The organism is Bremerella cremea (genome assembly GCF_039541315.1).
Taxonomy (GTDB): Bacteria; Planctomycetota; Planctomycetia; order Pirellulales; family Pirellulaceae; genus Bremerella; species Bremerella cremea.
This window is the reverse complement of the sequence record NZ_BAABFZ010000003.1, coordinates 1,242,060-1,268,898: the sequence shown is the minus strand read 5'-3', so window position 1 is coordinate 1,268,898 and position 26,839 is coordinate 1,242,060. Positions and strand designations below refer to the sequence as shown.

General features: G+C 56.6%; 25 protein-coding genes. 13 read left to right on the top strand and 12 right to left on the bottom strand.

Annotated elements, in window-relative coordinates; all coding sequences use genetic code 11:
• Window positions 1-181 precede the first annotated feature (181 nt).
• Window positions 182-1,654: a sulfatase-like hydrolase/transferase gene (locus ABD890_RS07450; protein WP_345087426.1), complete on the top strand. Its 1,473-nt coding sequence runs from the start codon at window positions 182-184 to the stop codon at window positions 1,652-1,654.
• Between the two features lie 15 nt (window positions 1,655-1,669).
• Here ABD890_RS07450 and ABD890_RS07445 read toward each other — a convergent pair whose 3' ends face one another.
• From ABD890_RS07445 to thrC, 5 genes are all read right to left on the bottom strand, one after another.
• The gene (locus ABD890_RS07445) at window positions 1,670-2,320 is read right to left on the bottom strand and encodes an HhH-GDP family DNA glycosylase (RefSeq protein ID WP_345087424.1); all 651 of its coding nucleotides are present in this window, start codon (window positions 2,318-2,320) and stop codon (window positions 1,670-1,672) included.
• Between the two features lie 177 nt (window positions 2,321-2,497).
• The gene (locus ABD890_RS07440) at window positions 2,498-2,986 is read right to left on the bottom strand and encodes a hypothetical protein (protein ID WP_345087422.1); all 489 of its coding nucleotides are present in this window, start codon (window positions 2,984-2,986) and stop codon (window positions 2,498-2,500) included.
• A 15-nt stretch (window positions 2,987-3,001) separates the two neighbouring features.
• On the bottom strand, window positions 3,002-3,817 hold the full coding sequence (locus tag ABD890_RS07435; RefSeq protein ID WP_345087420.1) for a phosphatidylinositol-specific phospholipase C/glycerophosphodiester phosphodiesterase family protein: 816 nt from the start codon (window positions 3,815-3,817) through the stop codon (window positions 3,002-3,004).
• A complete protein-coding gene (dapB, locus tag ABD890_RS07430) occupies window positions 3,817-4,611 on the bottom strand; it encodes a 4-hydroxy-tetrahydrodipicolinate reductase (RefSeq protein WP_345087419.1) in 795 nt (264 codons plus the stop codon). The genes ABD890_RS07435 and dapB overlap by 1 nt, the downstream gene beginning before the upstream one ends.
• Window positions 4,612-4,807: 196 nt before the next feature.
• Window positions 4,808-6,208 carry a threonine synthase gene (thrC, locus tag ABD890_RS07425; protein WP_345087417.1) on the bottom strand — a complete coding sequence of 467 codons (1,401 nt, stop codon included), beginning with the start codon at window positions 6,206-6,208 and terminating at the stop codon, window positions 4,808-4,810.
• 351 nt (window positions 6,209-6,559) lie between these two features.
• Between thrC and ABD890_RS07420 the strand changes: the two genes are divergently transcribed.
• The 12 genes from ABD890_RS07420 to ABD890_RS07365 all read left to right on the top strand — a co-directional run bounded on the left by ABD890_RS07420 (window position 6,560) and on the right by ABD890_RS07365 (window position 17,427).
• Window positions 6,560-7,207 (top strand): hypothetical protein, encoded by a 648-nt coding sequence (locus tag ABD890_RS07420; protein WP_345087415.1) that lies wholly within the window; start codon window positions 6,560-6,562, stop codon window positions 7,205-7,207.
• A 146-nt stretch (window positions 7,208-7,353) separates the two neighbouring features.
• Window positions 7,354-7,764, top strand: coding sequence for a TraR/DksA family transcriptional regulator (locus tag ABD890_RS07415; protein ID WP_345087412.1), 411 nt, complete (start codon window positions 7,354-7,356; stop codon window positions 7,762-7,764).
• Window positions 7,757-8,305 carry a signal peptidase II gene (locus tag ABD890_RS07410; protein ID WP_345087410.1) on the top strand — a complete coding sequence of 183 codons (549 nt, stop codon included), beginning with the start codon at window positions 7,757-7,759 and terminating at the stop codon, window positions 8,303-8,305. The genes ABD890_RS07415 and ABD890_RS07410 overlap by 8 nt, the downstream gene beginning before the upstream one ends.
• Window positions 8,306-8,853: 548 nt before the next feature.
• The gene (locus ABD890_RS07405; protein WP_345087408.1) at window positions 8,854-9,366 is read left to right on the top strand and encodes an RrF2 family transcriptional regulator; all 513 of its coding nucleotides are present in this window, start codon (window positions 8,854-8,856) and stop codon (window positions 9,364-9,366) included.
• Window positions 9,367-9,450: 84 nt separating this feature from the next.
• Window positions 9,451-10,269 carry a histidinol-phosphatase gene (gene hisN / locus ABD890_RS07400; RefSeq protein WP_345087406.1) on the top strand — a complete coding sequence of 273 codons (819 nt, stop codon included), beginning with the start codon at window positions 9,451-9,453 and terminating at the stop codon, window positions 10,267-10,269.
• Between the two features lie 109 nt (window positions 10,270-10,378).
• Complete coding sequence (gene rpmB, locus ABD890_RS07395; protein ID WP_105329255.1) at window positions 10,379-10,654, top strand: 50S ribosomal protein L28; 276 nt, start codon at window positions 10,379-10,381, stop codon at window positions 10,652-10,654.
• Between the two features lie 127 nt (window positions 10,655-10,781).
• Entirely contained in the window at window positions 10,782-11,075 is a 294-nt protein-coding gene (gatC, locus tag ABD890_RS07390; RefSeq protein ID WP_345087402.1) for an Asp-tRNA(Asn)/Glu-tRNA(Gln) amidotransferase subunit GatC, read from the top strand.
• A 297-nt stretch (window positions 11,076-11,372) separates the two neighbouring features.
• A complete protein-coding gene (gatA, locus tag ABD890_RS07385; RefSeq protein WP_345087400.1) occupies window positions 11,373-12,911 on the top strand; it encodes an Asp-tRNA(Asn)/Glu-tRNA(Gln) amidotransferase subunit GatA in 1,539 nt (512 codons plus the stop codon).
• 107 nt (window positions 12,912-13,018) lie between these two features.
• Window positions 13,019-14,491 carry an Asp-tRNA(Asn)/Glu-tRNA(Gln) amidotransferase subunit GatB gene (gatB, locus tag ABD890_RS07380; protein ID WP_345087398.1) on the top strand — a complete coding sequence of 491 codons (1,473 nt, stop codon included), beginning with the start codon at window positions 13,019-13,021 and terminating at the stop codon, window positions 14,489-14,491.
• A 305-nt stretch (window positions 14,492-14,796) separates the two neighbouring features.
• Window positions 14,797-15,606 carry an SAM hydrolase/SAM-dependent halogenase family protein gene (locus ABD890_RS07375; RefSeq protein WP_345087396.1) on the top strand — a complete coding sequence of 270 codons (810 nt, stop codon included), beginning with the start codon at window positions 14,797-14,799 and terminating at the stop codon, window positions 15,604-15,606.
• Window positions 15,607-15,721: 115 nt separating this feature from the next.
• On the top strand, window positions 15,722-16,009 hold the full coding sequence (locus ABD890_RS07370; protein ID WP_345087394.1) for an adenosylmethionine-8-amino-7-oxononanoate aminotransferase: 288 nt from the start codon (window positions 15,722-15,724) through the stop codon (window positions 16,007-16,009).
• Window positions 16,003-17,427, top strand: a complete 1,425-nt coding sequence (locus ABD890_RS07365) for an APC family permease (RefSeq protein ID WP_345087392.1) — start codon at window positions 16,003-16,005, stop codon at window positions 17,425-17,427. The genes ABD890_RS07370 and ABD890_RS07365 overlap by 7 nt, the downstream gene beginning before the upstream one ends.
• Window positions 17,428-17,435: 8 nt before the next feature.
• Here ABD890_RS07365 and ABD890_RS07360 read toward each other — a convergent pair whose 3' ends face one another.
• The 7 genes from ABD890_RS07360 to ABD890_RS07330 form a co-directional block, all read right to left on the bottom strand.
• The gene (locus tag ABD890_RS07360; protein ID WP_345087390.1) at window positions 17,436-19,376 is read right to left on the bottom strand and encodes an ATP-binding protein; all 1,941 of its coding nucleotides are present in this window, start codon (window positions 19,374-19,376) and stop codon (window positions 17,436-17,438) included.
• Window positions 19,363-20,013 carry a thioredoxin domain-containing protein gene (locus tag ABD890_RS07355; RefSeq protein WP_345087388.1) on the bottom strand — a complete coding sequence of 217 codons (651 nt, stop codon included), beginning with the start codon at window positions 20,011-20,013 and terminating at the stop codon, window positions 19,363-19,365. Before ABD890_RS07355 ends, ABD890_RS07360 begins: the two co-directional genes overlap by 14 nt.
• A 271-nt stretch (window positions 20,014-20,284) precedes the next feature.
• Window positions 20,285-21,010, bottom strand: coding sequence for a type 1 glutamine amidotransferase (locus tag ABD890_RS07350; protein WP_345087386.1), 726 nt, complete (start codon window positions 21,008-21,010; stop codon window positions 20,285-20,287).
• Window positions 21,003-22,361: an adenosylmethionine--8-amino-7-oxononanoate transaminase gene (bioA, locus tag ABD890_RS07345; protein WP_345087384.1), complete on the bottom strand. Its 1,359-nt coding sequence runs from the start codon at window positions 22,359-22,361 to the stop codon at window positions 21,003-21,005. Before bioA ends, ABD890_RS07350 begins: the two co-directional genes overlap by 8 nt.
• Window positions 22,362-22,525: 164 nt before the next feature.
• Window positions 22,526-23,611 (bottom strand): hypothetical protein, encoded by a 1,086-nt coding sequence (locus ABD890_RS07340; RefSeq protein WP_345087382.1) that lies wholly within the window; start codon window positions 23,609-23,611, stop codon window positions 22,526-22,528.
• Complete coding sequence (locus ABD890_RS07335) at window positions 23,608-25,272, bottom strand: hypothetical protein (protein WP_345087380.1); 1,665 nt, start codon at window positions 25,270-25,272, stop codon at window positions 23,608-23,610. The genes ABD890_RS07340 and ABD890_RS07335 overlap by 4 nt, the downstream gene beginning before the upstream one ends.
• Window positions 25,269-26,597: a MotA/TolQ/ExbB proton channel family protein gene (locus tag ABD890_RS07330; protein WP_345087378.1), complete on the bottom strand. Its 1,329-nt coding sequence runs from the start codon at window positions 26,595-26,597 to the stop codon at window positions 25,269-25,271. Before ABD890_RS07330 ends, ABD890_RS07335 begins: the two co-directional genes overlap by 4 nt.
• Window positions 26,598-26,839: the final 242 nt, after the last annotated feature.

Here is a 26,839-nt window from a genome sequence, read left to right as displayed (position 1 = left end):
ACAGGAAAAGTCGCTCGGTCCGCTTTGTTCATGCGCGGTGCCCTCGATTTCGAGCCGAACCGTTGAAAAACAGGGCGATTCGTTGACTCACCGGTACTGAGATTCCAGAATGAGGGCCTTCCCCGTCCCGCCCCAGGGACTAAGCCATGCTTTTTCCTCGCCCCATTCTCGAGCTCTACCCATGCTGCGTTCTTTCTGTGCCTTGTCGATGCTGTGTTTGTTGGCGGCCTCTAGCTTTGCCGAAGGCAAGCCAGACCGATTGCCGAATGTCATCTTGATCGTGCCAGACGACATGGGCTTTGCCGACATGAGCAGCCAGGGAGCGAAAGGCCTCAGCACGCCGAACCTCGATAGACTGGCTGGTCAGGGAACTCGCTTCACCAGCTTTTATGTTGCTCAACCGGTCTGCACCGCGAGCCGAGCCGCCTTCATGAGTGGCTGTTACCCAAACCGAGTCAGTCTACAGGGCGCTTTGAACCATACCAGTAAGAACGGGATTCATCCCGACGAGTACCTGCTGCCTGAGATGTTCAAAGATCTTGGCTATGCGACTGCCGGTATGGGGAAGTGGCACCTGGGCACGGTCCTCGATTTCTGGCCGACACGCAACGGTTTCGACGAATGGTTCGGCACGCCTTACTCGAATGACAATACGAAGTACCACCCGGTGCTTGCCGACGAGATGCCACCGTTTCCACTGTACGAAGGGGAGAAGGTCATCGAGCTCGACCCGGATCAAAGTTTGTTCACGCGTCGAATCACCGAGAAAGCGATTTCGTTTATCGAACGGAATCAAGATCGTCCGTTCTTCTTGTATCTTCCACAGATCATGCCGCACGTGCCGATCTTTGCGTCGGAGAGTTTCCGTGGACGCAGCGAACGTGGTTTGTATGGCGATGTGATCGAAGAGCTCGACTGGTCGGTGGGGCAGCTGATGCGAACGCTCGATCGCTTGAAGCTGACCGACGACACGATCGTGATCTTCTTCAGCGATAACGGACCGTGGCCAAGTTATGGCGAACATGCTGGCGATGCCGGACCATTTCGCGAAGGAAAGCTGACGACGTTTGAAGGGGGCGTTCGCGTTCCGTGCATCATGCGTTGGCCAGGGCATATCCCAGCGGACAAGGTTTGCGACCAACCGATTATGGCGATCGATCTTCTGCCGACGCTCGCTCGGATTGTCGGCGGTCAGATGCCAACGAAAAAGATCGACGGCCTCGACGTGACCGACGTTCTGACGAAAACGGGTGCAAAGTCACCGCATGAAGCGTTGTTCTTTTACGCTGGTACTGAACTTCAGGCAGTCCGCAGCGGCAAATGGAAGTTGCACTTCCCCCATCCCTACATCACGCCAGCCGGCGAACCAGGCAAGGGGGGCAAGCCTTCGAACTGGGGAAACAATCAGGCCCAATCGATCACGCAGAGCGGCATCCGTGGGATCGCTAGTCGCCATGGTGGCCGTGTAGAAGAAATCGATCTGAGCCTATTCGATCTCAGCAGCGATCCAGGCGAAACCAAGAACGTCGCCGGTCAGCATCCGGATGTCGTCGCTCGCTTGAAGAAGCTGGCAGAACCGATCCGGGCTGACCTGGGAGACTCTCTGAACGGCGTCGAGGGCACTGGGATCCGCGCCGCTGGCTGGGTGAAGTAAGCCGTGACGACAAGCCTATCCCATTTCTGCGATCAGTCGATTGGGATGGTCGGACTGGCCAATCCGATCGATCCCGGCGACGAGCCGCGGGAAGTCGACCCGCGCCACTAACCGCGACAAGCGAAATGCGTCGCCTGGTAGATTCAGCTTTCGAGCGGCCGTCATCACGCGGGCGTCAACATAGGGATAGACTTCGTGCCAAAGTCCTTGGATCTCGCGCAGGAAGATGTCCGCGCCTGCTTTGCCGACGCCATTGAACTGCCGCAATAAGCGGTGTTCCATCGCGACATCGTGCCCCGCTTCAGCTCGAAGCTGTCTTAGATCGCCATAGTATCGCCGCAGCAAAAACTCGGCGGTCTTTCCAAGTTGCTTCGAGCCTTGCAGGTTGAGCTGCTGGTAGCCGTGCGTGCCGATCACTTCGGCTCGCGTCTCGCGCGAGGCTTCCGCCATCTTTTTCGGTGTATCGAGGGCTGCCTTTCGGAGTGCAGCGGTCGCCTGGAGCGCTTTGTCATTCTCGACCGGAGAGCTCATTAAAACCGAGGCACTTAGCAGTTGAAACAACGGGGCAGGGGCATCGCGTAAACGAATGCCAGCCTGGTGTGCGTACGTTTGTCCGTGGTTGTTGAGAATTGCCTTGGCGATGGCCTTTTGAGGTAGTGGGGTCATCGTTATTCTCCTTCTCAAGTTGGGTTTCCGTCTAAAAGAGGCAGTGCAAGCCTTATGCCATTAAGAGGCAAAACCAAAACCGAGGCGTTTCTCTGGCAAAAGGAACTACAATTGGCACGAAAACTGGTTTCAATTACCTCAGCTTGCGTGCTGTTCTGTGAAAATGCGGCGCAATGGTCACCGGAATGAGTCGATTTCAACCAGTGACGACCAGGCGATATTCCTGCATAAACAGTTTGGTGCAAGGTTGCTCGTGTAGCGAGTCGCCAGGTCGACGTGAAAGATCGTGTGGGGATACAAGACTTCGATCTCTTCGCCTTCGAGCTGGCTCATCATCTGACCGGCCGCTTCGACATCGAACCGTGCGTAGCGAAAGCCAGGGAAGCTTTTCAACGGAAGATAGAGGGCCTCGCGAATCGCCACGACGTTCGCTGGCTCAAGCAGTTCGGGGCGAGAAGGATAATGCCCTGGTGGTAGGCCAACGCCCATGCCAACCGGGAAGACCTCGACCAGATGGTGCTTCCCGATTTCATGAATCGATGCTTCGCAAGCGATGTCGGCGATCCCTGGGATTGAGATCGTCAGCGAAGCGTAATGTCGAGCGATCTGACTTGCCAACGCGGCGTTCGAGGCACAAACAACACCAAGCGTGTGAATGATCGCCATCGTTCACTCCGTCGACTACTCTGGCGTGCTGGAGTCGCTGCTGCTCAAGAACTCGCTCAGCTTCTCCAGGTCGTCGGTGCCGATCAAGTCGACGCCTGACGATTGAAGCACTGCCCAGAACTTCGGATCTTCCGGGGTGCCCCAGAAGCGAAGCTTGCGACCTTTGGCGTGCGTTTTCTCGACGATCTCTTTCAGCTTGGCTTGTTCGGCTTCCGGCATCGGGCCTTGGCCTTTCCACTTGAAGTGACTGCCCCACTTGTCGCTGATTACCGGCATCAGCTCGGCAGGCCAGTTGGTGTTCAAGTCGGACAAGCGACCATCGAGCCCGACGTGACGTGGGTTGGCCTCGGCGACCGATTTCTTCGGACGCGCGCCGCTGATCACGACGGTCACGGCTTTCTCTTGATGCTTGCCATCTTCGGTTACCGAGATGAAATCGTATTGAGCGAGAAGCTTCTCGAGAGCGGCGTAGACCTCTTCGCCGTTCGTCTTGATGTCGATCATCAGAATAAAGGGCTTCGGAGTTTCATAGACGTGGCCTCCGTTCGCGGCGATCCGTTCTTTGAGCGGGTCGAGGTAGAGCGAGGCCAGCGAACGATTGGTTCGCAGTTCCCAGCGTTCGTGCCCAACCAACAGTTGCCCTTGAACCAGATAGATGTCGGCCTCGACATTGCAAAAGCCGTGGTCCAAGGCGTCGAGCAAGGGACGCTTGTGGTAATAGTCGTTATGAGCGTGCGCATGTGGCAGAGGCGTTTGTGCAAAAGCCGGAGCGGCAAACAGCGCGGTCGCCAGAAGCACCGCGCTGAAGAATCGATCAATCGAGCAGAACATTACAGACCCAATACGTCGTTCATGTTGTAGAGGCCAGCCGGCTTGCCGGCAGCGAACTTGGCAGCTTGCAGCGCACCCGTCGCATAGCAATCGCGGTTGCTGGCGCGAACGGTCATTTCAATCGTTTCACCAAGCAGGCCAAAGATGATGGTGTGTTCGCCTGGGTTGTCGCCGGTGCGGATTGCGTGGTAGGCGATCTCGTTATGAGGGCGTGCGCCTGGGCGGCCTTCGCGACCATGGACGAACTCGGTAATGCCCATCTTCGCGGCGATCAGTTCACCAAAACGCAGGGCCGTACCGCTCGGGCTGTCTTCCTTAAAGCGATGGTGGCGTTCCAGGACTTCGACATCGGCCCCGCCAGGAATGTCTTTCAGGGCTTCCGCGGCGATCTCGCACAGCTTCATGGTCAAGTTGACCGTCGTGCTCATGCTCGGAGCCCAGACGACGGGAATCACGTTGGCGGCTTCGCGAATCTTAGCCTGGTGTTCTTCTTCCAGACCGGTCGTCGCCATTACCAGGGCTGCCTTGGCATTCACAGCACGCTCGACGGCGGCATGGGCTCCGGCGGGAACCGAGAAGTCAATGATTGCGGAATACTGAGCGTCGGTCTCTTCCTGCAGCGGAACGCCCAACTCGCCAATGCCTGCCACGACACCGGCATCTTGACCAAACTTGGCATGCCCTGCGTGTTCAAAGCAGGCGACGATATCGAGCGACTTATCTTGGCTGCCCAAGGCAACCAGGCGTTGCCCCATGCGTCCGGCAGCTCCGTTGATGGCGATACGAGTAGCCATGGCGAATTACTTTCGTGCGGAAAATGCAAAGGTAGAGGTGCGAGCGGCAGAGGCGATCGCACCGGAAAGCAGAACACTATTCTACAAAAGACCGGGCAACCGAGGATTGGGGGCGAATTTACGGCCCCGTGCCCAACCACCTGGCGGGTGCGAGATATCAAGCGGACTCGCACCCGTGTGGATCTGACGGCCCAGATTAGCCGTAAAGCTGAATGGCCTGGACGATGTCGTTCATGTCGTTCTTCACGGCCACGGCGCGGTTAGCGAACGTCGCTCGTTTGACACCTCGACTGCCGAGCACTTTATTGAAGTTCTCTTGGTCGGTCGTGTGATAGGCGACCGTCGCGGTCGGGTCTTTCAGCAAGTGACCGGTCAGGATGCAGACCACGCGATCGCTCGGGGCGATGACCCCTTGTTCCCGCAGGATCTTGGCACCGGCCACGCTCGCGGCACTGGCCGGTTCGCAGCCCATACCACCACCACCGACCTGGCTCTTGGCATCCATGATCTCTTGATCCGAGACCTGGCGAACAACGCCGTCGCAGTCGTTCAACGCCCGCAAGCACTTGTGCAAGTTGACCGGACGATTGATTTCAATCGCACTGGCCAAGGTCGAAGCCTTGCGCTGCTCGGCGTCCATCTTGGCGTAGTATTCGCCGATGGTGTCGCGAGGATAGTTACCGTCGTTCCAGCGAACGTTGTGGACGTTGTACAGCTGATCGAGCGTATCGGCACCACTGGCATTGATGACCGCCAGACGTGGAATTCGCGAGATCAGACCCAGCTCTTTTAGTTCGGCGAAGGCCTTGCCGAAGGCACTGCTGTTGCCAAGGTTGCCGCCAGGAACAACGATCCAATCTGGCGGTTCCCACTGCAAGGCTTCCAGCACGCGGAACATGACCGACTTCTGGCCTTCCAGGCGGAAAGGATTCACGCTGTTGACCAGATAGATTCCCATGTCCTTGCTGACTTCTTTCACGCGGGCCATGGCGTCGTCGAAGTCGCCGGCGATCTGTAGGGTTAACGCACCATAGTCGAGTGCTTGGGACAGCTTGCCGTACGAGATCTTGCCGCTGCCGATAAAGATGACGGCCTTCATCAAGCGAGTGACGCTGCAGTACATGGCCAGCGAAGCGCTGGTGTTACCGGTTGACGCACAGGCAGCACGCTTGGCACCCACCATCCGGGCATGGGTGAACGCAGCGGTCATGCCGTTGTCTTTGAAGCTGCCACTGGGGTTCATCCCTTCGTACTGCAGATGCAGCTTGCCGGAATCGAGTCCGACGAACTTGCCGACATGGTCGGTCTGCTGCAGCAGCGTCTGACCTTCGCCCAGCGTGACGATTTGTTCGTCCGAGGCGAAAGGGAAGAGCGAACGAAAACGCCACACACCGCTGAAGTTGAGCGGATTGGTGCGTTTGGCCCAGTTGGCTTCGATGTCCTTCCAGGTCTTGGGAGGAGCAACGCGGTCCCAGTCGTAGGCGATATCGAGCAGATCGCCGCAAGCAGGACAGGCAACAAGGGTTTGGGAAACGTCGTACGTACTGCCGCACTCGGGCGAGATGCAGCGTTGGAACACGGCTGAGGTGGTGGTCACGCTAACAGTTGCTTGGGGTCAGGAGGTTTCGGTGGTGACGGGAGACGCGTCGCCGCGCCGCAGTATGCCCGAATGATTGTGTTTCCTTGAGATTAGAACACGTTGGCGATTCTACCGAAGTAGAGCGTCCTCCGAAAAGAACGGTTCGCAAGGAAAAATATCAGACAACTTCGGCAAAAACCGTGATCAGGGCAAGTAAAAACGCGCAGATGACCAGGATCAATGACGCTCGGAAGCAGTCGATTACGCAGGAGTGCAATTCAAATGGGGGATGGGTAAGCTATCTGGTGCAATCGCTGGCTCATTCGTCATCCCACTCAGTCTCCTCAAATCTTCCTCGGAACATGTCTGATGGTCGCGCCTCGAATTCTCTCTGGTTTGCCTGAAATCGACGCCTTTCGTCAGCGTTTGCAGCAAATGGCCACGCTCTGTCAGGTTGTCGGCCTTGAGTACGGGGACTTCACGTTCGAGTATCATCCGCAATGGGACAAGAAAGAGGAGATGGGAGCTTTTAAGAATGGCTCCGGCGACGAGGTTTTCTGCCACTTTACACCCCAGGGATGTTGTATCGTCGGGTTTGATCATGAATCGGTCATGAGCCCGTATCGAACCGATCCTCCCCAATTGTGGGCTGGATTGCTGGAAAGCGTTCCAGAGGTCTTTCAATCGACCCTCGACGAACCTGCCTTTAGTGTTGCCCACACGACGTTCTTCATCTGGCGTGAAAAAGGGGATTCGATCTGGAAAACGGGCGATATCGAACTCCCTGACTCAATGAGCGGAGATGGTTCCGATTACTTGATGGGGCAGCTGATGATGGATGCGGGGGCGTTTACTGGGTGGTTGGAAGAAAACTTCGAAGTGGAAATCGAACCCGCGATCGTCCAGCAGGTCTTCGAGCACCAGCCACTTTCCGAAGAGCAGTGGCAATCGCTTGCACCGGAGTCGGAATGGAAAGACGTGAAGAAAGTGATCCAAGAGGTTGGCTATCCCCTGTAGGGCGAAGCTGCGTGTGATTTCCACAGAGGTGGGGAAAGTTGTGGATAAAGTTTGACCATATCTTCGGCCAAGCTTTACACTGGCAAGTCTGCCCTCGCGGCACGTGTCGCTGGATTTCACTGGCTTGAGGATCAGAGAGAATCACCATGGGAAGCACACACGCAGGCAAAGGTGCCTACACCGCGGAAGAGTCGAAACCATATCACGACAAGCTCCGGCTTCTACGAGCCCGGTTGGTGGGCGACACCAATCATCTGGCCGAATCGGCATTAAATCGAACACGCAGCGAAGCGGCCGGCGATCTGTCGAAAATGCCGATCCACATGGCCGATATTGGCTCGGATAACTACGAACAAGAGTTCTCGCTGAACCTGTTGGCCGCCGAGCAAGATACACTGGTCGAAATCGATTCTGCCCTGGCAAGAATCGAATCAGGCGAGTATGGTGCTTGCGTTGAATGTGGACACCGCATCAAGAAATCGCGACTCAATGCCATCCCCTTCACCCACTACTGCATCGACTGTGCCAGCGAGCGAGACCAAGAAGCCCGTGGATAGCCCTTCCACCGCTGTTCCGATCAACCGTTATGTATGGTTCTTCGGGCTGGCCATTGTTGGCTGTGGCGTTGACTTGTGGAGCAAAGCGGCTGTGTTCGCCTGGCTGGGAATGCCAGGACAGAATCGCTATTACTGGCTGCTCGAGCCATACGTCGGCTTTCAGACATCGCTCAACCAAGGAGCGCTCTTTGGGCTAGGGCAGGGGTATACCTCGCTCTTCGCCATCTTTTCGGTCGTCGCTGCGATCGGAATCCTGTGCTGGTTGTTCGCCTTCAAGGCGGCCCAGGACTTGATGCTGACGATCGCCCTGGGCCTGATCACCGGCGGGATCTTCGGCAACTTGTACGATCGTCTCGGTATCTGGGGCCAACCGGCGGTTCGCGACTTTATTCTGTTCCAGTACAACCACGAGTGGGTCTGGCCGAACTTCAACATCGCCGATGCACTACTAGTCTGCGGAGCCGCTTTGATGCTCTGGCACTCTCTGACCGCCTATCCCGAGACATCGAAACCGGCCGATTCTACTGAAGCCGGAGCTTAGGTCCCCTTGTCCGGTGGGCCCCCAGTTGGCAGTTTTCCATCCCCATATTCTTGTTCCCAGGGGATTGGGTGGTACGGAATAACCAAAAGTCCGCAGATTTCAATTTTTAGTGGGCTAACAGTCTCCGTTCTAAGTGCTTTTGTGGGCAGTTGTTGGGCATTTCGTCTATAGGTGTCGAATAATTTCCGGCAAAATGGCCTTTACCGCAGTGATTTCTATTGAAACCCCCATATTTTGGGTGTAGCTTTTGTTTTACCGCATTCGGGGTGTAAGCAATATCGCTTGTGAATTCTCGTTTTGCACTGCGGGTGAAATAGTCGATTTGTGTTCGTCAATTTCTCCCCCCTTTGGTAACAAGACGTGATCTAAGCTTCTCTGAGGCTGCGACACGTTTAGGCTGAAAACACGTTTCGCGTCGCGTTAAATCGTTGGACTTTGATGCAATGAGGTGTTGTTTGTCGAGCTGACTGGAATCGGGATAGGTTCCAGAGGGCCGACATTCGTGTGTTTGAATTTACGATCGTTCCATTTAACAAGAGGGCAGTGGAATGAAACTTTCTCGAACCGTCGCGTATGCTTTGCAGGCGACCATGCAACTCGCGGTATCCGACTCGGATACCCCCGTTCCTTGCAGCCAGATTGCTGCCAAGGGCGAAATGCCGGAGCGTTTTCTGCTCCAAGTTCTCCGTAGTCTGGTTAATCACGGCGTGCTGCGTAGCACGCGGGGCGTTGATGGTGGATACATGCTGATCCGCACGCCAGACGAAATCTCGTTGCTCGACGTGATCGAAGCGATTGAAGGGCCGCTCGACTCGAAGTTGCCTCTGCCAGCTGCTCCTGAAGATCACACGCAAGTGAACCTTCAGCAGGCACTCAAAGATGTAACCGCAACCGCACGTACTCAGTTGGAATCGATCAAGATTGCTCACCTGATCCAGGCCCCGGCTTTGGAGACGGTTGAGGAAGAATCGAGCGTGGCGGAAGTGGCGATGACACCGGCTCATACCGAGTCGATCGGTGTCGGAGCTCCTCACGCGACCAGCCGGGCCCACCACGCCTAAGGCGTTGCAGGGATCGCGATTGTGTTTAAGGTTCGGTGAAGTCGTGGCGGGGGCTTGTTCCCCGCGCGACACCGTTCTATTCTCATGTCCATGAGCACCTCACAAACCGATCTCGAAAAGCGTCTTGAAACGGCCCGCCGTCTGGCTCGTGTTGCTGGTAAAAGCACTCTGGAGCACTTCCAGCGTGCCGACTTGGCTTTCGAAAAGAAAGAGGACGAGTCGCCGGTTACGGTCGCTGACCAGAATGCGGAAAAGATTATCCGCCAAGGGCTTAAAGAAGCCTTCCCCAACGATGGAATCATCGGCGAGGAATTCGGCAGCGAAGAAGGTACCACCGGATATAACTGGATTGTCGACCCGATTGACGGTACCAAAGCATTCATTGCTGGCGTTCCGCTTTTCGGCACGATGATTGGCGTCGAAAAAGATGGCAAATCGCGTCTGGGGGTGGTCTACATTCCTGGTCTGGACGAAATGATCTCGGCCGCTGAAGGCCAGGGAGCATGGTACGAAAAGCCAGGCCACGATCCTGTGAAGGCTCAAGTCAACAAAACTGCGTCGTTGAAAGATGGCGTAATGGTGACTTCGCAGGTCAGTACTTTCAACAAGCGAAACGCCGTTCAAGGCTTCTTGGAGCTTGAAGAAAGATCTTTTGTCACCAGGACTTGGGGCGATTGCTTCGGGTATATGCTGGTTGCGACGGGCCGCGCCGTCTGCATGATCGATCCGATGATGAGCATCTGGGACGCTGCTGCTTTGCAGCCGATCATGGAAGAAGCGGGCGGAACCTTCACCAGTTGGACCGGAGAATCGACGATTTACAGCGGTGACGGCATCGGCACGAATGGCCTGGTGCTGGAAGAAATTCTGGAAGTCTGCCGCAAGTACCCTATGCCCAAGTAGTTACCAAATTGACCGTTCGCAGGGCCAGTGCCTTGCGTAAGTAGGGGTCAATCGGTAAACTGGTCCGTTTCGTATCAAGCAATCGACGACCGTCTAGGAGTCGCTGGCAATGGCCAACGTGTGTGAAATTTGTGGCAAGGGCCACAGCATGGGAAATAAGGTTACCCTCCGCGGTAAGGCGAAGTACCTGGGCGGTGTCGGTACCAAGATCACGGGTATCACCCGTCGCAAGTTCAAACCGAACCTGCAGACCGCCAAGGCTGTGATGCCTGATGGTGAACACAAGAAGCTGAAGGTTTGCACCCAGTGCATCCGCAGCGGTTACGTGAAGAAGGTTGTGCGTCATCGCCCCTTCAAGCTTCCTTCGGAAGAACGCGGCCGCTAGTCTTTGCCGGCTCTGCTGGACAATCCAGCAGGCATACCCCAAGATGGCTTCGAGATCGGCTGCTTCCTGCTGGGAGGCAGTTCTCGCCTGAGAGGGTTCTGGCACTGCATCATTCAGGAGAAGTTCGATGTCCTCGTTGACTCGAGAAGATGTTGAGAAGGTTTCGCTGCTGGCCCGCCTTCGTTTGTCGGAAGACGAACTAACGAAGATGACCGAGCAGATGAGCCAGATCGTCAACTACGTCGAACTTTTGAACGAAGTAAACACGGACGACGTCGAGCCAATGGCTCACGCCGTCGAGCAGTACAACGTTTTTGCGGAAGACGTACCGCATCAGTCGCTACCTCGCGAGGCTGCTTTGGCCAACGCACCCAAGAGCGACAGCGAATGCTTCCGCGTGCCGGCTGTGCTGGGCGACTAGTCGCCGTCTCCATTGCTTGCGAATCAATCTGACCTTCGATATCGGTAGCGCTACGGTGCTGCGTCTGATCGATCGGGTCACCTTCTCGCCGCAGGCTTCTTCCTTGCTGCTACGCTCTTTTGACGCCTCGGCGTCTTAAACTATGTCGCAACGACGACTAGTCAACACGGGCCAATTCCGCCATCATAGTCGTCTGGCAGACTTAACTGCTTATGCGGCACTGGCATAGTCCGGTGATATCCACTTGCAAACGCGGCTCGTTCGCACCTCTGACGGATAGAAAAGGCAAAACGCACGATGGCTTTGTACGAAGCGTCCGCCACCCAGTTGTTGTCTCAGCTCGAATCGGGCGAAGTTACCTCGGTTGAGGTCACCAAGGCCTGTCTGGAGCAAATTCGCAAACACGACGGCGAGGTCGGTGCCTTCTTGAAGGTTATGGACGACAAGGCTTTGGCCAAGGCGGAAGAAGTCGACAAGAAGCGTAAGGCAGGCGAGGCGGTCGGTATGCTCGCAGGCGTGCCGGTCGCCGTCAAAGATCTCCTCTGCACCGAAGGGGAAGTGACGACCTGTGCTTCGAAGATGCTCGAGAACTTCGTGCCCCCTTACAGCAGCACCGTCGTCAAGAAGCTGGAGCAAGCCGACGCCGTCATCATCGGCAAGACCAACATGGACGAGTTCGCCATGGGGGGGTCGACCGAGAACTCGGCCCTTGGCAAGACTCGCAATCCTTGGAATACCAGCCTCGTGCCAGGGGGGTCGTCAGGTGGTGCTGCCGCATGTCTGGCGGCACGCATGGTTCCACTTTCGATCGGTACCGACACCGGTGGTTCGATTCGCCAGCCGGCTTCGTTCTGCGGTGTTGTCGGTTTGAAGCCAACCTATGGACGCGTTAGCCGATTCGGCTTGATCGCCTTCGCCAGCAGCCTGGACCAGATTGGTCCGATGGCTCGCACCGCGGAAGACACCGCGTTGTTCCTGGAAGCGATGAGCGGTTACGACCCGAACGATTCGACGTCGGCCAATGTTCCTTGCCCGCTGTTCACCCAGACGGTCGACAAGCCGCTGGAAGGCCTGCGAATCGGTCTGGTGAAAGAACACTTCGGCGAAGGACTCAACGGCGAAGTCGAAAAGGCAGTTCGCGAAGCGGTCGCCGTTTACGAATCGATGGGTGCGAAGGTCGTCGATATCTCGCTGCCACATAACAAGTACGGCATCGCGACCTATTACATCATCGCCCCGAGCGAAGCTTCGAGTAATCTCGCTCGCTTCGATAGTGCCCACTATGGTCATCGCTGCGATGAAGCGACCATGCTGGAAGAGTTGAAGGCGGAAGAAGACGCCTTGCGAGCCGCCGGCAAAGAAGCGGAGTTGAAGAAGCTCGATACCCCGCTGATCCGTATGTATCGTAAGAGCCGCGCCGAAGGCTTCGGTCCTGAAGTCAAACGACGCATCATGCTCGGTACGTACACGCTGAGCGCAGGTTACTACGAAGCCTATTACCTGAAGGCCTTGAAGGTTCGTCGTTTGATCCGCGAAGACTACGACAAGGCTTTCAAGTCGGTCGACATCATCATGGGACCTACCGCGCCGAATCCCGCCTTCGCCGCAGGATCGAAGACCAACGATCCGCTGGCGATGTACCTGGAAGACTTGTACACCGTGACCGCGAACCTGGCAGGCATTCCGGCCATCTCGGTTCCATGCGGGATGACCAGTGAGGGACTGCCGGTCGGCGTCCACATGCAGGCCCCAGCCTTGGAAGAAGATCGACTGCTGCGTGCGGCGTACATGTTCCAGAAGGCAACCGACTGGCACTCCAAGTCGCCATCGATGTAGAGTTCGACGCGATCAAGTTCCAACGACGCGAAAAAGTGGAAGAGCCCGGATGGGCGGACGAAGCTTGGCTCGGCAATCGAGCATCAGGTAGCAGATCAGGAAAAGTCATGAGCGACCAATACGACATCATCATTGGGCTGGAAGTTCACGTGCAGTTGCAGACGAAGACCAAGCTCTTCTGTCGCTGCAGTACCACGTTTGGTGCTTCGCCAAATACGCAGACCTGTCCCGTCTGCTTGGGCATGCCAGGCTCGCTGCCGGTGATGAATCGCGAAGCCTTTCAGTTGGCTTTGAAGACTGCCTGTGCACTGAACTTGAACGTGCCTCGCTTCACCAAGTGGGATCGCAAGAACTATTACTATCCCGACCTTCCTAAGGGTTACCAGATCAGCCAGTTCGATCTGCCGATGTCGGAAGATGGCTTCCTGCTGATCCGCGATCCGAAGGGGCAGTTCGAGCCGAAGAAGGTTGGCATCATTCGTGCCCACCTCGAAGAAGATGCCGGCAAGTCGATGCACGATGAAGTCGCCGGTAAGGCGGACACGCGAATCGACTTGAATCGTACCGGCACGCCGCTGCTGGAAATCGTGAGCCAGCCTGACATGCGTTCGCCGCTGGAAGCGAAGGCGTACCTCAACGAGCTGAAGTTGATTTTGACTTACCTCGGGGTTTCGGACTGTAACATGCAGGAAGGTAGCCTGCGTGTCGACGCGAACGTGAACTTGCATATCAAGTCGGAAGAGCCGAAGAAGGTCGCCACGCCGATCGTCGAAATCAAAAACATGAACAGCTTCCGTGCCGTCGAACGGGCCATCGCTTATGAAGCGACGCGTCAGTTCGACGAGTGGCAGGAAACCGGCAAGACGATCAAGGATGCTCCCAAGACGACGCGTGGTTGGGACGATGCCGCTCAGATCACTCGTCCGCAACGCGAGAAGGAAGAGTCGAGCGATTATCGCTATTTCCCCGATCCCGACCTCGCGCCGGTGACCACGACCGCAGAAGAAGTCGAAGCGATTCAGACTGCTTTGTGCGAACTGCCGATGGCGATTCGCGATCGACTGCACGATGGCTACGGCATTCCTGAATACGACGCCGACGTGATCGTGAACCAAGGTCAGATCGCTGTCGACTACTACGAAGCACTCGCCCTCAAGACGGGTGACGCCAAGATGTCGAGCAACTGGGTGCAGCAGGACGTGCTGCGAGTGTTGAAGGAACGCGACCTTGAGTTCGATCAGTTCCCGATCACTGCCGAGCGTTTGGCAACGCTGCTGAAGGCGATCATGAACAAAGAGATCGACACGACACGTGCCAAAGACGTCTTCACCCAGATGCTGGAAAGCGACAAAGACGCCCCGACCATCATGGCTGAAATGGGTATCGAAAAGGTCGACGACTCGGCCATCGATGACCTGGCTCGCGAAGTCCTGGAAGCCAACCCCAAGGCGGTCGAAGACCTGAAGAACGGAATCCAGAAGGCTGTCGGCGCGTTGATCGGTCAGGCCAAGAAGAAGAACCCCAACATCGATCCCGGCACGTTCCGTGCCAAGTGCATCGAGTTGGTCAAGGATATGTAATCCGGTTTCAAGGCATTCTGGTTGATAGAGTGTCTAGTTGCGATCTCGAAGGGTCATCAAAGCCGCGTCGGGTTTATCGTCCGATGCGGTATGTTTGGCAGAGTGTCGCATTCAAGCGAGCGGCTCGTTCTTTTTCGCCAGGCAGCAGCGTCGTGAAAAACGACTGGCATATCTACCGCATTCTCTGCAATGACGATCGGCGTTGTGGTCGATCGTCGCTCGCGAAATACCATAAGGTATAATTCCCGAAAGGTGGCTTCCTCTGGCAAGGGCCACGACTTCTATCCCGCGGATGAGTCCACATCATGTTTGCTCCTGGCGGAATCATTGCTCTGACGACCGATTTTCATGGCGACTCGTTCTACGTGGCCGAGATGAAAGTGGCCGCGCACATGGTGGCTCGTGAAGCCATGATTGTCGACGTGACGCACGCCGTACCACCTCAAGATGTGCGGCATGCCAGTTGGACGATGCTCCGCGCGATCGAATCGTTTCCTGATGGAACGGTGCATGTTTGCGTGGTCGACCCAGGCGTCGGGACCGATCGCAAGATCGTGGCGGCCATCATCCATGGGCAAGTGGTCATCGGGCCCGACAATGGTTTGTTCGATGTCGTTGCCTCGCGCTATCCGGTCAAAGCAGCTGTGTATCTCAACAACGAGGTCTACTTCGGACCGCGTCGTTCGAGCACGTTCCACGGTCGCGATATTATGGCTCCGGCTGCCGCACATCTGGTGCGAGGCATTCCGCTTGAGAGTCTTGGCGAAGCGTTGACCATGCCCTTGGTTTCGCCGGTGACCACGGCCAACATCCTGGCCACACGCGATGGCCAGACGATCGATGGTCAATTCGTCTACGCTGATTCGTTCGGCAACATGGTGACCAATATCTTCGCCGAAGACATTCCTGAAGAATGGAACCTCCGATCGATCCGGATCGATGCGCTGGGGCAATCCGTGACCGGCGTGGTGTCGACCTACGGCGATCGTGACCCGGGCTCGTTAGTGGCCCTGTTTGGTTCGACCGGGCAATTGGAGCTGGCGATCGTTCAAGGGGATGCGGCCCATAAGTATGGGTTTGGGGCGGGAGGACCCGTTAAGATCACGCATGAATAGCGGAGATTGGCAGGTTGTCCGCCATAAGCCGTGACAAGATGCTTGGCGAATTGAGTGAAGATAGCTAGAATCGCTCGCAATATTCCTCTCTTCCCCACATCAGGAATTTGTAGTCGTGGCGAGTCGTATCTCCGGAAAAGTCGTCTCCATATCGGAGTCAGGCGACGCAATTACCGATCTGACGCACGACCAGTTAGTGGACGTGCCCGGGGACGATCGCACTTCGATTGAATGCAGCGGCCACACAACGTTAGGTATCTATCCGGCCGATCACGATCAGCCCGAAATGACGTACGTTGCAATCCTGGGCAACAGTGGTTGCCTGGAGCTTTCGTTGATTGGTGATAGTGCGGCGAAGTTTCTCGGCCTGAAAGTCAACGACAGCGTAACAATCAAGTGGTAAACGACGCGCCGCCTCCTCAGGAAGAGGACTCGACTTCGCATCCGGACCAACCTCGGAAGTTCGGTTTCTGGGCGGCTTATTTTCTCGTCGTGGCCAGCATGGTTGGGGCCGGGATTCTGACATCCTCCGGCTTCACCCTTCACGATACTGCTAACCCGGCCGGCTTGATGTTCATCTGGACGCTCGGCGGCATCCTCGCTTTGTGTGGCACCGTCACGATTGCGGAACTCGCCACGATGTTGCCTCGCGCTGGCAGCGACTATCTGTTCGTGCGAGAAGCGTTCGGACGCTCGGCCGGGATCGTTGTTGGCTGGGCGACATTTGTCCTCGGTTTCGCGGCACCCACGGCGGTTGTCGGCAGACTCGCGGCGAACTATCTTTCAATTCCGCTGACTCAGGGATTCGACTTCGGTGGCTTCACCCAGTACCTCGAACCAACCTTGGCGACGCTGTTTGTGATCTTTCTGCTGATGGTTCATTGCCTGGGGCATCGCGAGAGCAGCGGCATGCAAGTCGCTTCGACGCTGCTGAAGCTCAGCTTTCTCGTTGCCTTGGTCATCATTGGCTGTACCTTCGGCAGTGGCGACTGGTCGCACTTCCAGGCCAGCCATCTGCCTGACTCCAGCGAGTTCTTCACGCTGGGTGTTGGATTGATCTACGTCAGCTACGCCTACACCGGATGGAACGCCGCTGCTTACGTCGCCGGCGAAGTCCGCGATCCCGAGCGTTTGCTGCCGCGAAGCCTGATCGCCGGATGTGCCTCGGTGATGCTGTTGTACTTGCTAGTGAATTTAACCTACGTTTACGCGCTCGATCCTCACGAGATGACGCAGTTGAGTTATCCGGAAGTGATCCCCGTCGCGCAGCTTGCCGCTCAAAGGCTCTTTGGGACGCAAGTCGCTGACGTGGTTTCGATTTTGCTGGGCCTTGGCATGTTGGCCTCGGTGAGTGCTTACATGTTGTCGGGGCCACGGATCGCGTTCGCCATGGCGCATGACGGAGCCTTTCCGAAGTTCGCAGCCCAACTGCATGCCCATCGCCAAACACCGGTCGCGGCAATCCTGGTGCAAGGTTTGACCGCGATCGTGATGATCTGGTCTGGCCCCTTTCTTTCCATCTTGAATTACACCGCCATCGGACTGGCAGTGATCTCTGGCCTGGTCGTTTCGAGTGTGTTCGTCTTGCGAAGAAGGACCGACTTGCCACATCCTTACCGAATGCCGCTTTATCCCCTGCCACCCATCTTGTACCTGGTGATGGTCACCTGGATTTTGGCCAGCGGTGTAATGCAAGACCTATCGGGGCTCCAGGCAGATGAGCCTCAGTTGCCGACGACGATGCTCAGCATCCTGACGATCTTGATGGGCTTGCCGGTGGCTTATTTCGTGGCACGAAGAAGTGCCCGGCCTGCGTCGTAGCGAGAAGACTACGGGTTGGCCCACGTCGGCTGAACGTGGAAGCGAATTAATTCGATCAGCTTGGTGCGATCGATTGGCTTGGTCGAATAGTCGGTGCAGCCAGCTTCAATGCAGCGGTTCCGATCTTCCGCCATGGCATGGGCGGTCAGGGCGATGATTGGCACCTGATATCCATCGGCACGCAGTTTCGAGGTAGCCGTGTAGCCATCCATGATCGGCATTTGCATGTCCATCAGGATGATGTCGAACGGATCGTCCGACTCGTGAACCCGCATGTAGCCCTGCTCGCCGTTCTCGGCCAGTTCGACCTGGGCACCTGCCTTCTTCAGTAAGAACGAAATCAATCGCTGATTATCGGGGCCGTCTTCGACGAGCAGAATTCGCAAACCTTCCAGAACATTTTTCGGAGTTGGCTCGGCCTTTGGTTTTGCGGTAGGGGGCTTCTGTAGCATTTCAGGTTGATCGAACGTCGCGTCATGCAGCGGACCTGGATCGATCACGAGGCGGAACGTTGAGCCACGCTGCGATGTGTCGACAATCGACAAGTCGCCGCCCAAGAGCTTGGCAAAGTGGCGACTGATGGTCAGACCCAAACCAGTTCCACCGAATCGGCGTGACATCGATCCGTCGGCCTGGGTGAATGGCTGGAACAAGCGATCTCGCATTTCGTCCGAGATGCCAATGCCTGTATCGCTGACATCGATCTGAATTTGCCGCTGGTCACTCTTGCCGATCAACGAGACCTTCAGGTTGATTTCGCCTTCTTGCGTGAACTTGATCGAGTTGCTCAGCAGGTTCATGACGATCTGACGCAACCGGGTTGGGTCGGTCAGAATCATGTCAGGGATGGCGGTCTCGTATTGGATGTTGATCGCCAGCTTCTTCTCTTCCGCTCGAACGAGCATCAGGTGCCGCAGATCGCAAAGCAATCGATGCAGTGAACAAGGGAGGTTCTCGACCTGGAATTTACCCGCTTCAATCTTGGAAAGATCGAGCACGTCGTTGATCAGCGAGATCAAGTGCGAGCCGTTCCGACGAATTGTTTCGATGGCATCGACACGTTCTGGCGGTGCTTGCTTCAGATCGCCTGATTCGAGCAAGACATCGGCAAAGCCCAGGATCGCTGTTAAAGGCGTGCGGATTTCGTGGCTCATGTTCGCCAGGAACGCACTCTTAGCGCGGTTCGCCCCTTCGCTGGCTTCGATCGCTTTCTTCAGTTCGACGGTTTGCCGTTCCAGACGCTCGTGCGATTCCTGCAAGACAAGTCGCTGCAGTTCGATTTCCCGGGTACGGTCAGTCACCTCGCGTTCGACTTCCGTCTGCATTCGCTCCATTTCAGCACGGCGGTTAGCGATGATCGTCATCTCGCGACAACTGATCCAGATCGAATAGAAGAGGAACACGTCCTCGAATGCGACCCAGCCAATATGTTCGATCGAGCGGCGCCAGCCAAACATCGAGATGCCATAGATCGATTCCGGCCAGAATATGCCCCGAACCAGGTGATCGGTCGCAATCACCAGCGTCGCGGCGGAAAGCACTTTCCAGTCGCGGTAGAAGGCAAGAAACGCCAGCGAACCAAAGACGTGGAAGTGTGCTTCAATCCGTCCACCCATCAGGTGAATCAGCAGTGCCGAATATAAACCTTGGGCCACCGCGATCGTTAGTCGGGTGATGTTACGTCCTGGGAGGAAATACGCCAGGAAGATCGGGAGGCTGCTTAATAGCCCACCCAAAAATACAGCGGACCACAGGTGAGGGTGAACAAAGAATGAGCGACCCGCCCAAGAATAGGGTGAGATCCAAACCGCCAGCACGATCCCGGCAAGCCATTGAAATAGCATCAGCCAGGCAAACATGCGATCGGTTCGCCGATAAATCGCATCGCGGTGCTCTTCGAGCAGCTCGCGTGCGCGATCATTGATCGGGCGATCTTCACTCAATTGCACGAGCAGGTTCCTTGGTTTCCGTCCGCTTCGCTGTCAGGCCTTCAACAATCGGACATCCGTAAACGCTCGCCTTGTCGCAGAACACCTGGTGTTGGTTGACGTAGCTGATGACAGCTTGCCTGCCTGGGTTGTCTCCCTCGCAGCCTCGACCGGCCGTTATGCCGCCGCTGAAGATCCGATGACCATCCGGCGCAAACAGCATGGCATGCCCAGAAGTCTCGGCGCCGAATTGCTTGGCTAAATTGCCTTTGGGATCAGCGAGGATATGTAGGTTCGGGATTTCGATTGCCTGGGCCATCATCGAAGCGGTCGACCACTTTTCATTGTCAGGTTGATACAAAATCAGGTGGGTTAACACGTTGCTGCCACAGGCCGCTTGAATCCTGGCTAATTCGCCCATCGTAGCGGTCGAGCAAGGACATTGCGGGTGAATAAAGACCAGCAAGTTGGCCCGCGACGGATCTAACTCGATCAGGCGATTCACTTGCCACACCGGATTAGAATCACTTCGTGTTCCCGGCGTGTTGTGATAAAAGAGCAGGGCAATAAACCCCACCGCGATGAGGCAACCCCATACAAGCACAATCAACGGAGTGATGAATTCATTCACTCCGCCGTAACCGAATTTCTTCGACACTTCCGCCGTTGGAGACGGACTGCCCGTGTGTCTGGTTGCAAACATCGTCTTCTTTTTGGCCCTTCGGCGCGCGAATGGATCAAAATACGTTCTGAGTCAAAGCTTAGGTCAGCAGCAAGTGAGACGTTGCCAGCGTATGGCGGGGTTACCCGTAACCAACTGAGCTTTGTAGCGATGTTGCAGGTTATTCCGACTTTGTCGTAGACGGGGCGTGAAACCAGGGGCCCTCTGCGCGGGGGAGAGTTCGTGTACGGACGAACCAGTGCGCGAATTACTTGCCTAGAAAGTGATCGCGAAAGACGCGGAGTAGCGTCTCGCTCTCGGTGGCAGCGTGGCATTGTTGGCGGAAAACCTCGTACGGAATCTTCGCAATCCTCTCGCAATATTCCGGATACGCGGCAATGCGATCCATCAATGAGTCGAGTGTCAGCTCGGGATGGAACTGCGTGCAATAGATTGGCCGATCGTCGAACCGGAATGCCTGTTGGGCCACGTTGTCGTTGCTGGCCAGCAGGGTCGTTGCTGGTGGCATTTCGATGACGCGATCTTCGTGTCCCATGTACGCGAGAAAGCGAAGGGGCAGTTGCGAGAAGATGGGATCGAGCCGTCCAGCTTCGGTCAGATAGACCGGATTGCTTCCTAGTTCCGCATGCGGCAGATCGTGAATCACCGTCCCGCCAGCTGCCCGGGCCAAGGCTTGAAAACCCCAGCATGACGCGAAGGTCGGCTTTCCGGCATCCAGCAGTCGCTGAAGGCTCCCTAGCGCGACCTGCATCCACGGGGCATCGCTGGTCACGCTGTATCGGCCCGAACCACCGATCATCACCATATCGATATCCGCTAAATCAGCTGGCTGAAGCGACTGCTTGAGTAGGTCGAATACTGTGATCGCGTCCCGCGAACAATCGAGGGCAGCAGCGAAGCAATCGACCTCTTGGTGACGAATCGGATCGTCGGCATCTCGAATCTGAATCAGCAGGTAACGAGGTTCACTCATTTCCATCTGCCTTGTTGCGAGTCACGAAGTCGATACCATCGCTGATCACCTGACAGATCGTATCGATCTGCTCGAGAGAGATGGCCAGGGGGGGCATGATTACCAAGACGTTGCCCAGCGGACGAATCCAAAGGCCATGGTTCAACGCGTACTGACAAACCTGGTGCCCATGGCGTTCTGTCCATGGAAATGGTTCGCCGGTGGTGCGATCTTTCACCAGTTCCACTGCGGCAATCATACCGTATTGCCGGACATCGCCGACATGCGGATGGTTGGCAAGGGTTTGCAAGTGACCAGCAATTCGCTCGATCTTGGCAGGCGATCCGGCAAGTGTTTCTTCCTGATCGAACAAGTCGAGGGTGGCCAATGCGGCCGCGGCACTTAATGGATTGCCGCCGAACGTGTGCCCGTGACAAAGCTGCTTCGCTTCAGAAAAGTCGCCGAGGTAAGCGTTCCAGATTTCGGTGGAAGCAATCGCGGCGCTCATCGGCAGATAGCCGCCCGTCAAGCCCTTGCCAAGGCAAAGAATATCAGGCACGACCTCTTCCTGCTGGCAGCCAAACATCGTCCCGGTCCGGCCGAGCCCGACCGCAACTTCGTCGGCAATCAGCAGCACGTTGTACTTGCGAGTCAGTTCACGCACGCCGCGCAGGTAGCCATGCGGCTGGACGATCATTCCGGCGGCACCCAGCACGAGAGGTTCGATCACGACAGCCGCGATCGACTCGTGATGCTCAGCCAGCGTGTCTTCGAGAATCTGCAGGTGATGCTCGCAGCTTGTTTCCAGCGAAGGGGTCCGCCGGTCAGGGATCGGCAGGCGATGCACCGGGAACATTAGCGGCTTGAACACCGAGTTGAATTTGTCGACACCGCCGACGCTGATTGTGCCGATCGTGTCGCCATGATAGGCGTCTTCGAAGCCGATATATTTCGTCTTGCCTGGCTGAGGGTTGTCGCATTGATGCCAGTACTGAAAGGCAAGCTTGATCGCAACTTCCAAGGCCGAAGCGCCGTCGCTGCAGAAGAAGACGTGATCGAGATCGCCAGGCGTAAGATCGGCCAGACGCTTTGCTAAACGAATCGTCGTGCTGTTCGAGCAGCCAAGATTCGTCACGTGGGCAACCTTGCCCATCTGCGCGACGATTGCCGCGTCGATGACCGGGTGGCGGTGGCCATGCACATTGCACCACATGCTGCTGACGCCGTCGATTAATCGTCGACCGTCGAGGTCGATCAGTTCGCACCCTTCCGCCGATTCAATGATCAGCGGATCGTAACTGGCCATCTGGGTGAAGGCGTGCCAAACGTAGTGCTTGTCCCATTCAATGAGTTGCTGCGGGGTCGGATTCATGCCAGAAGATGGGGAAAGAGGCGGCTCGCAAAGCAATCATTGTAGATCATTGTCTAGCGAAGGTCAGTCGGGCGCCTGCCGCAAACCAGACGAGACCTTAATGTCCGAACGCCATTTTTGTAGCGGAATCCCAGGCGATTCCGCTACGACTTGTAAGCCAGCAACTACTGAGCGGACGAACGCGAGCCGCTTGGGCTGCCCCCGATTGGGTAGTCTTTCGGCAGAGGACGCGCCGCCGTGGTGAAACCGATCTCATACAGATCGTCACGGACCGAGCGGAAACTGGCGTAGCTGTCAGGATACGTCCAGACCGTGATCGTCGTGCGGCCTGGATCGAGCGACGCGATGATGTCGCGGAATCGTGAACCAGGTCGCAAGGCTTCTTCGACAGGGAAGCCGACGTCTTCCGATTCTGGCTCGAGGGTGAAGTTCAGCAACTCGACACCGCCGCGGGTTGCGGTGCCAAGTGCTGTATCCATTTCGTACGAACGATTCACCAACGTATATTCCATGATGAAGCCATTCATCGGGCCGACGCGCGAAACCGCTTTGCCGTCCCGGCGAGCGCGATCGAGATGGTTGCGTGCATCGTTCTTCATCGCTTCCACGAGACGCTCCATCGGTACGTACGAGATTCGTCCATTCTTCAACCGAAAGTGTTCTTCCTGACCGAATACCGTTTTGGCCAGCGGCGTCGGATAGTGAGCCAGCTCTTTCACTTCCGGTTGATATTGGTGGATGCTTTCGATTTGATCGTACATCTGCTCGAGCTGCTGCGTGATCTGAAGCAGTTCGCGCTGTTGCATGACCTCTCGTTGCTTGCTGTCGGAAAGCTCGCTTTGCTTTTGATCCAGCGTCGATTCGGCCGAAGTCAAAAAGAGTTGCAGTTGGTTGCGTTCTTCAAACGCCAGCTTGGCCTGCTCTTGGGCCTGCATGATCTGGTTCTGGATCGAAGCGATGTCCTGGGCGACACCCTTCAGTTCTTCTAGCGAAGGGCCCTGGGGTTCAGGTGGCGTTGGCGGGGCGAGTTCCACCGGGGCAGTCGCGGACCGGGCAGGGATCGAAAGAGTGGGCGGTTCGACCGACTCGGTCTTGCCTGCGGCGGCATCGACGATGGCATCTCGCGCGGTGATCCCCACGACCATGATCAAAATGATCAGAATGCCAACGAGGTTGGTGACCACGTCGAGAAACGAATCGAGGGAAGGGGCGTTCTGATCGCCGCTCGACTTCTTCGCAGGACGTCTCACTTGCGTTTCACCTCGATACCGGAACCGTACAACAAAGTCTCGAGCTGTTGAGTCGCAGGCTCTCCGCCTGGTTCGATGGTCACTTCCAGCACTGGCTTCCAGTAGAAGTTTCGGCCGGCGATGCCCCAGCTATCGATACGAGTATGGATCAAGCGAACCAGTTTCTCGGTCGCGGCCTTCATGTCGGCGTCCACCGGAACGGTTTCAGCAGGACCCAGCACGCCACGTTCTTGAACCAATGTCATCTGCTGACCGCTAATCACCAGGGTGACCGGGCGGGTGATGGCAGTGCTCTTGGGGCCAGCGTTTGGTAATGCCCAGTTGCCGCCTCGCGTTGCAGCGATCGGCTTGGTGGACGAACGCGTGCCGCCGGTTCCGCCAGAAACATTCTGTGGTGCCTGAGGCCCTGGTGGTTGAGCGTATGGCGAGCCCTGCCGGCCATCGGCGGTCTTTTGTTCTGGAGGAGCTTGCTGTGGATAGAAGCCAGGGCCATTGGCCTGCTGGTCCATCGGAGGCTGGCTGCCTTCCTGCAGGTTGTTTGCCTTGCCGGTACCCATCTGACCGGTCCCGCCGAATTGTTCTCCTTCGACGCTACTGGTGCCGTTGCCACCTTCGACGAAACGGTTCTCGAGGAACGGTTCGTCGCTGTCGCCGCCGGCAGAGCGGAATCCGCCGTTGCGGCTGGCGACCAGGTACTGATCTTCCACGCGGCCATACTTCTTGGGTGCTGCCATGATGATGGCAATCTTGCGGCGGCGGGCCAGTTCAACCGTTTCGATCAGACGCTTGCCCAGCATGCGGTCGGCAGGCGGGTAAGCCAGTTCGGTATCGTCGTCGACCAGTTCATAACCAAACTCGTCGTCCCACCCTTCCAAGGCTTCCCGGGCCGCGGCATACGACTCGGCGCCGCCTGGGCGAACGATCAAGAGTGGGTAAGGGTTGCCTTGGCCAGGCACACCTTGTGATTGTCGGTATTCACGAATCGTGCGCAGCGAAGCCGCCAGCGGATTGCCAGGGCCAAGGGGCTCTTGGAAATCGTTACCGGTCAGGCCGATGCCTTCCGGCTGAATGATAACGCGATCGGCGGTGCACTCGATGTAGATAGGTTGTCGACGTGTGCCGCTGCGGCCGTCGTAAGGAACAAGGGCATAAGCTGGCTTGCGACCTTCCGCATCTTTCTTGGCCTTATCCAGTTCGGACAGGGCCTGGTTCAGCTCTTGCTGAAGTCGTTGTTTCTGAGTTTCAAAGTCGTCGGCACTGCCCGTAACGTTGCTGGTTTCACCTTCCAGCACGGCAATATCACCCCGCAGACGCTTGATCTTCTCGGTCAAGCGATGGCTATGGTCTTCGAGACCGGACAACTGCAGGCGGACATCTTTCAACTGAGCGAGACGCTGCTCGCGCAGTTGTTGAAGTTCGGCCATCTTATCGGTGTAGTCAACCTGCGGTTGAGGAGCAGGAGTTTCCACCGTCGGCTCTGGTTCTTCCACCGGAGCCGGGACCGAAAGGGCCGGCAGTTCGACCGCGACTGCTTCCGTTCGGGCCTGCAAGACCATCACCACAAACAGCACGATTAGTGCTCCCATGGTGCAGATCAGGACGGCCAGAAAGGGGAACAGCGAGATCTCGACCGTATGTCGTGCTGAACGACGTCGACTCACGCGGCTTGACCTTTGTCCTTGCGATCGAGTTGAACCGCGTTATGTCCGGTGCCGGACATACGCGAGTTAAGCAGGTGGATGGTCGCTGCCAGGCTTTGCACTGTTTCTTCAAAGTGCTGCTTGCCGGCGAGCGAAGCGAGGTTGCGATTGAGCGACTCTTCGAGGCTCGCGACTTCGCCCGTTGCTTCGACCACCTTCAATAGAATCGTGCCTTGCTCGGTCATCTGTTCATGCTGGGAATGAATCGACGAACTGACCTGGTACAACGCGTCGATCACACCATTGAGTTGTTCCGACGATTGCTGCATCGAATGCTGCTGGGCCGAGGCCAAGGCTTCCGCATGCGTCTTCAGCGATTCCGACAACGCATTGTGCAGGGCGGTTTCCATTTGATCGGTGCTGGTCGTCAGCAGGCGTTGCCAATGCTGATGAGCGGTCGACACGGTATCTCGCCATAGTTCGGTCTGGCGAACGACCAGGTCTTGCGTTGTTTGAATGGTGCGTTCAGCCATCTTCTTCACGGCCAACACGCTTGGATCAGTGGCACTGCCTTCGGTCTCGAATCGTGCGGTCAGCTCGTCGGCGGCCAGTTGGTCGACACTGCTCAAGATTTCCGACTCGATGCGACCAACCACGAACTGGGCGAACATCAAGCCAATGCTCAAGGTCAACGCGAGTGCCGTCGTATCGAACGCGACGCTCAAGCCTTGCAGCAGGCTTTCCATTGCGACCTTGGGCTCATTCACCAGGGCTTCCGGCGACAGATTACCCAGGGCCAGCGTGATACCGATAACGGTACCCAAGAAGCCGAGCATTGGGGTGGCCCAGATCACGATCCGAACCATCGAGTAGTCATGCTCGCATTTTTCCTGGTCGATATCGGCCAGGTACTTCATTTCGTCCTGCAGGCCGGCCGCGGTCTGGCTGGCGTGGACATGGCGAAGTCCTTTCGACAACCGCTGAAACAGCAGTGTCGGATGGAGCGACTCCGGCAATTGATAAAGGCATTCCAGCAAAGCTGGGGCATGTTCAATCTTGTTACGGCCATTTTCCTGCGGTGGCAGGTCGACCTGGCTCAGCGAACGGAATTCACCGACAAGCTGGCCTGCCTTCAGCAGTAAGGCGGCGACACCCACCATGAACATTCCGACTTCCGCGTATTCAACCGGGTGAGCGGTGACATATCGCAGCAGGGAATGTTGGGGAATGACGCCAAAGTGAATGGCACCATAAAAGAGAACCGTCAGGGCGGAACCGATCAGAATCGGCCAACCAAGCTTTGCGGCAATCGACTGGGAAATCTTGGGGGCGTCCGTCTGTTGCACAATCGAACTCCTTCTCGATATGGCACCGCTCGTCCCGGGGTAGGAGGCGGAACAATAGGGAAACTCGCGTTAATCGTTAGAATCGACATTTCGACCCTCAACAGATCAGACAAAATTCCAAGTCGTTTCCTGCAGGTGTAGGTCTGGGTAGAAAGGGAGGGTTGCGGGGCTCCGTTGGAATTTTCGAGATTCAACCTAAAAGAGCTTCAATACGATCGCTCCGACTGCCGATAACTCTTAGC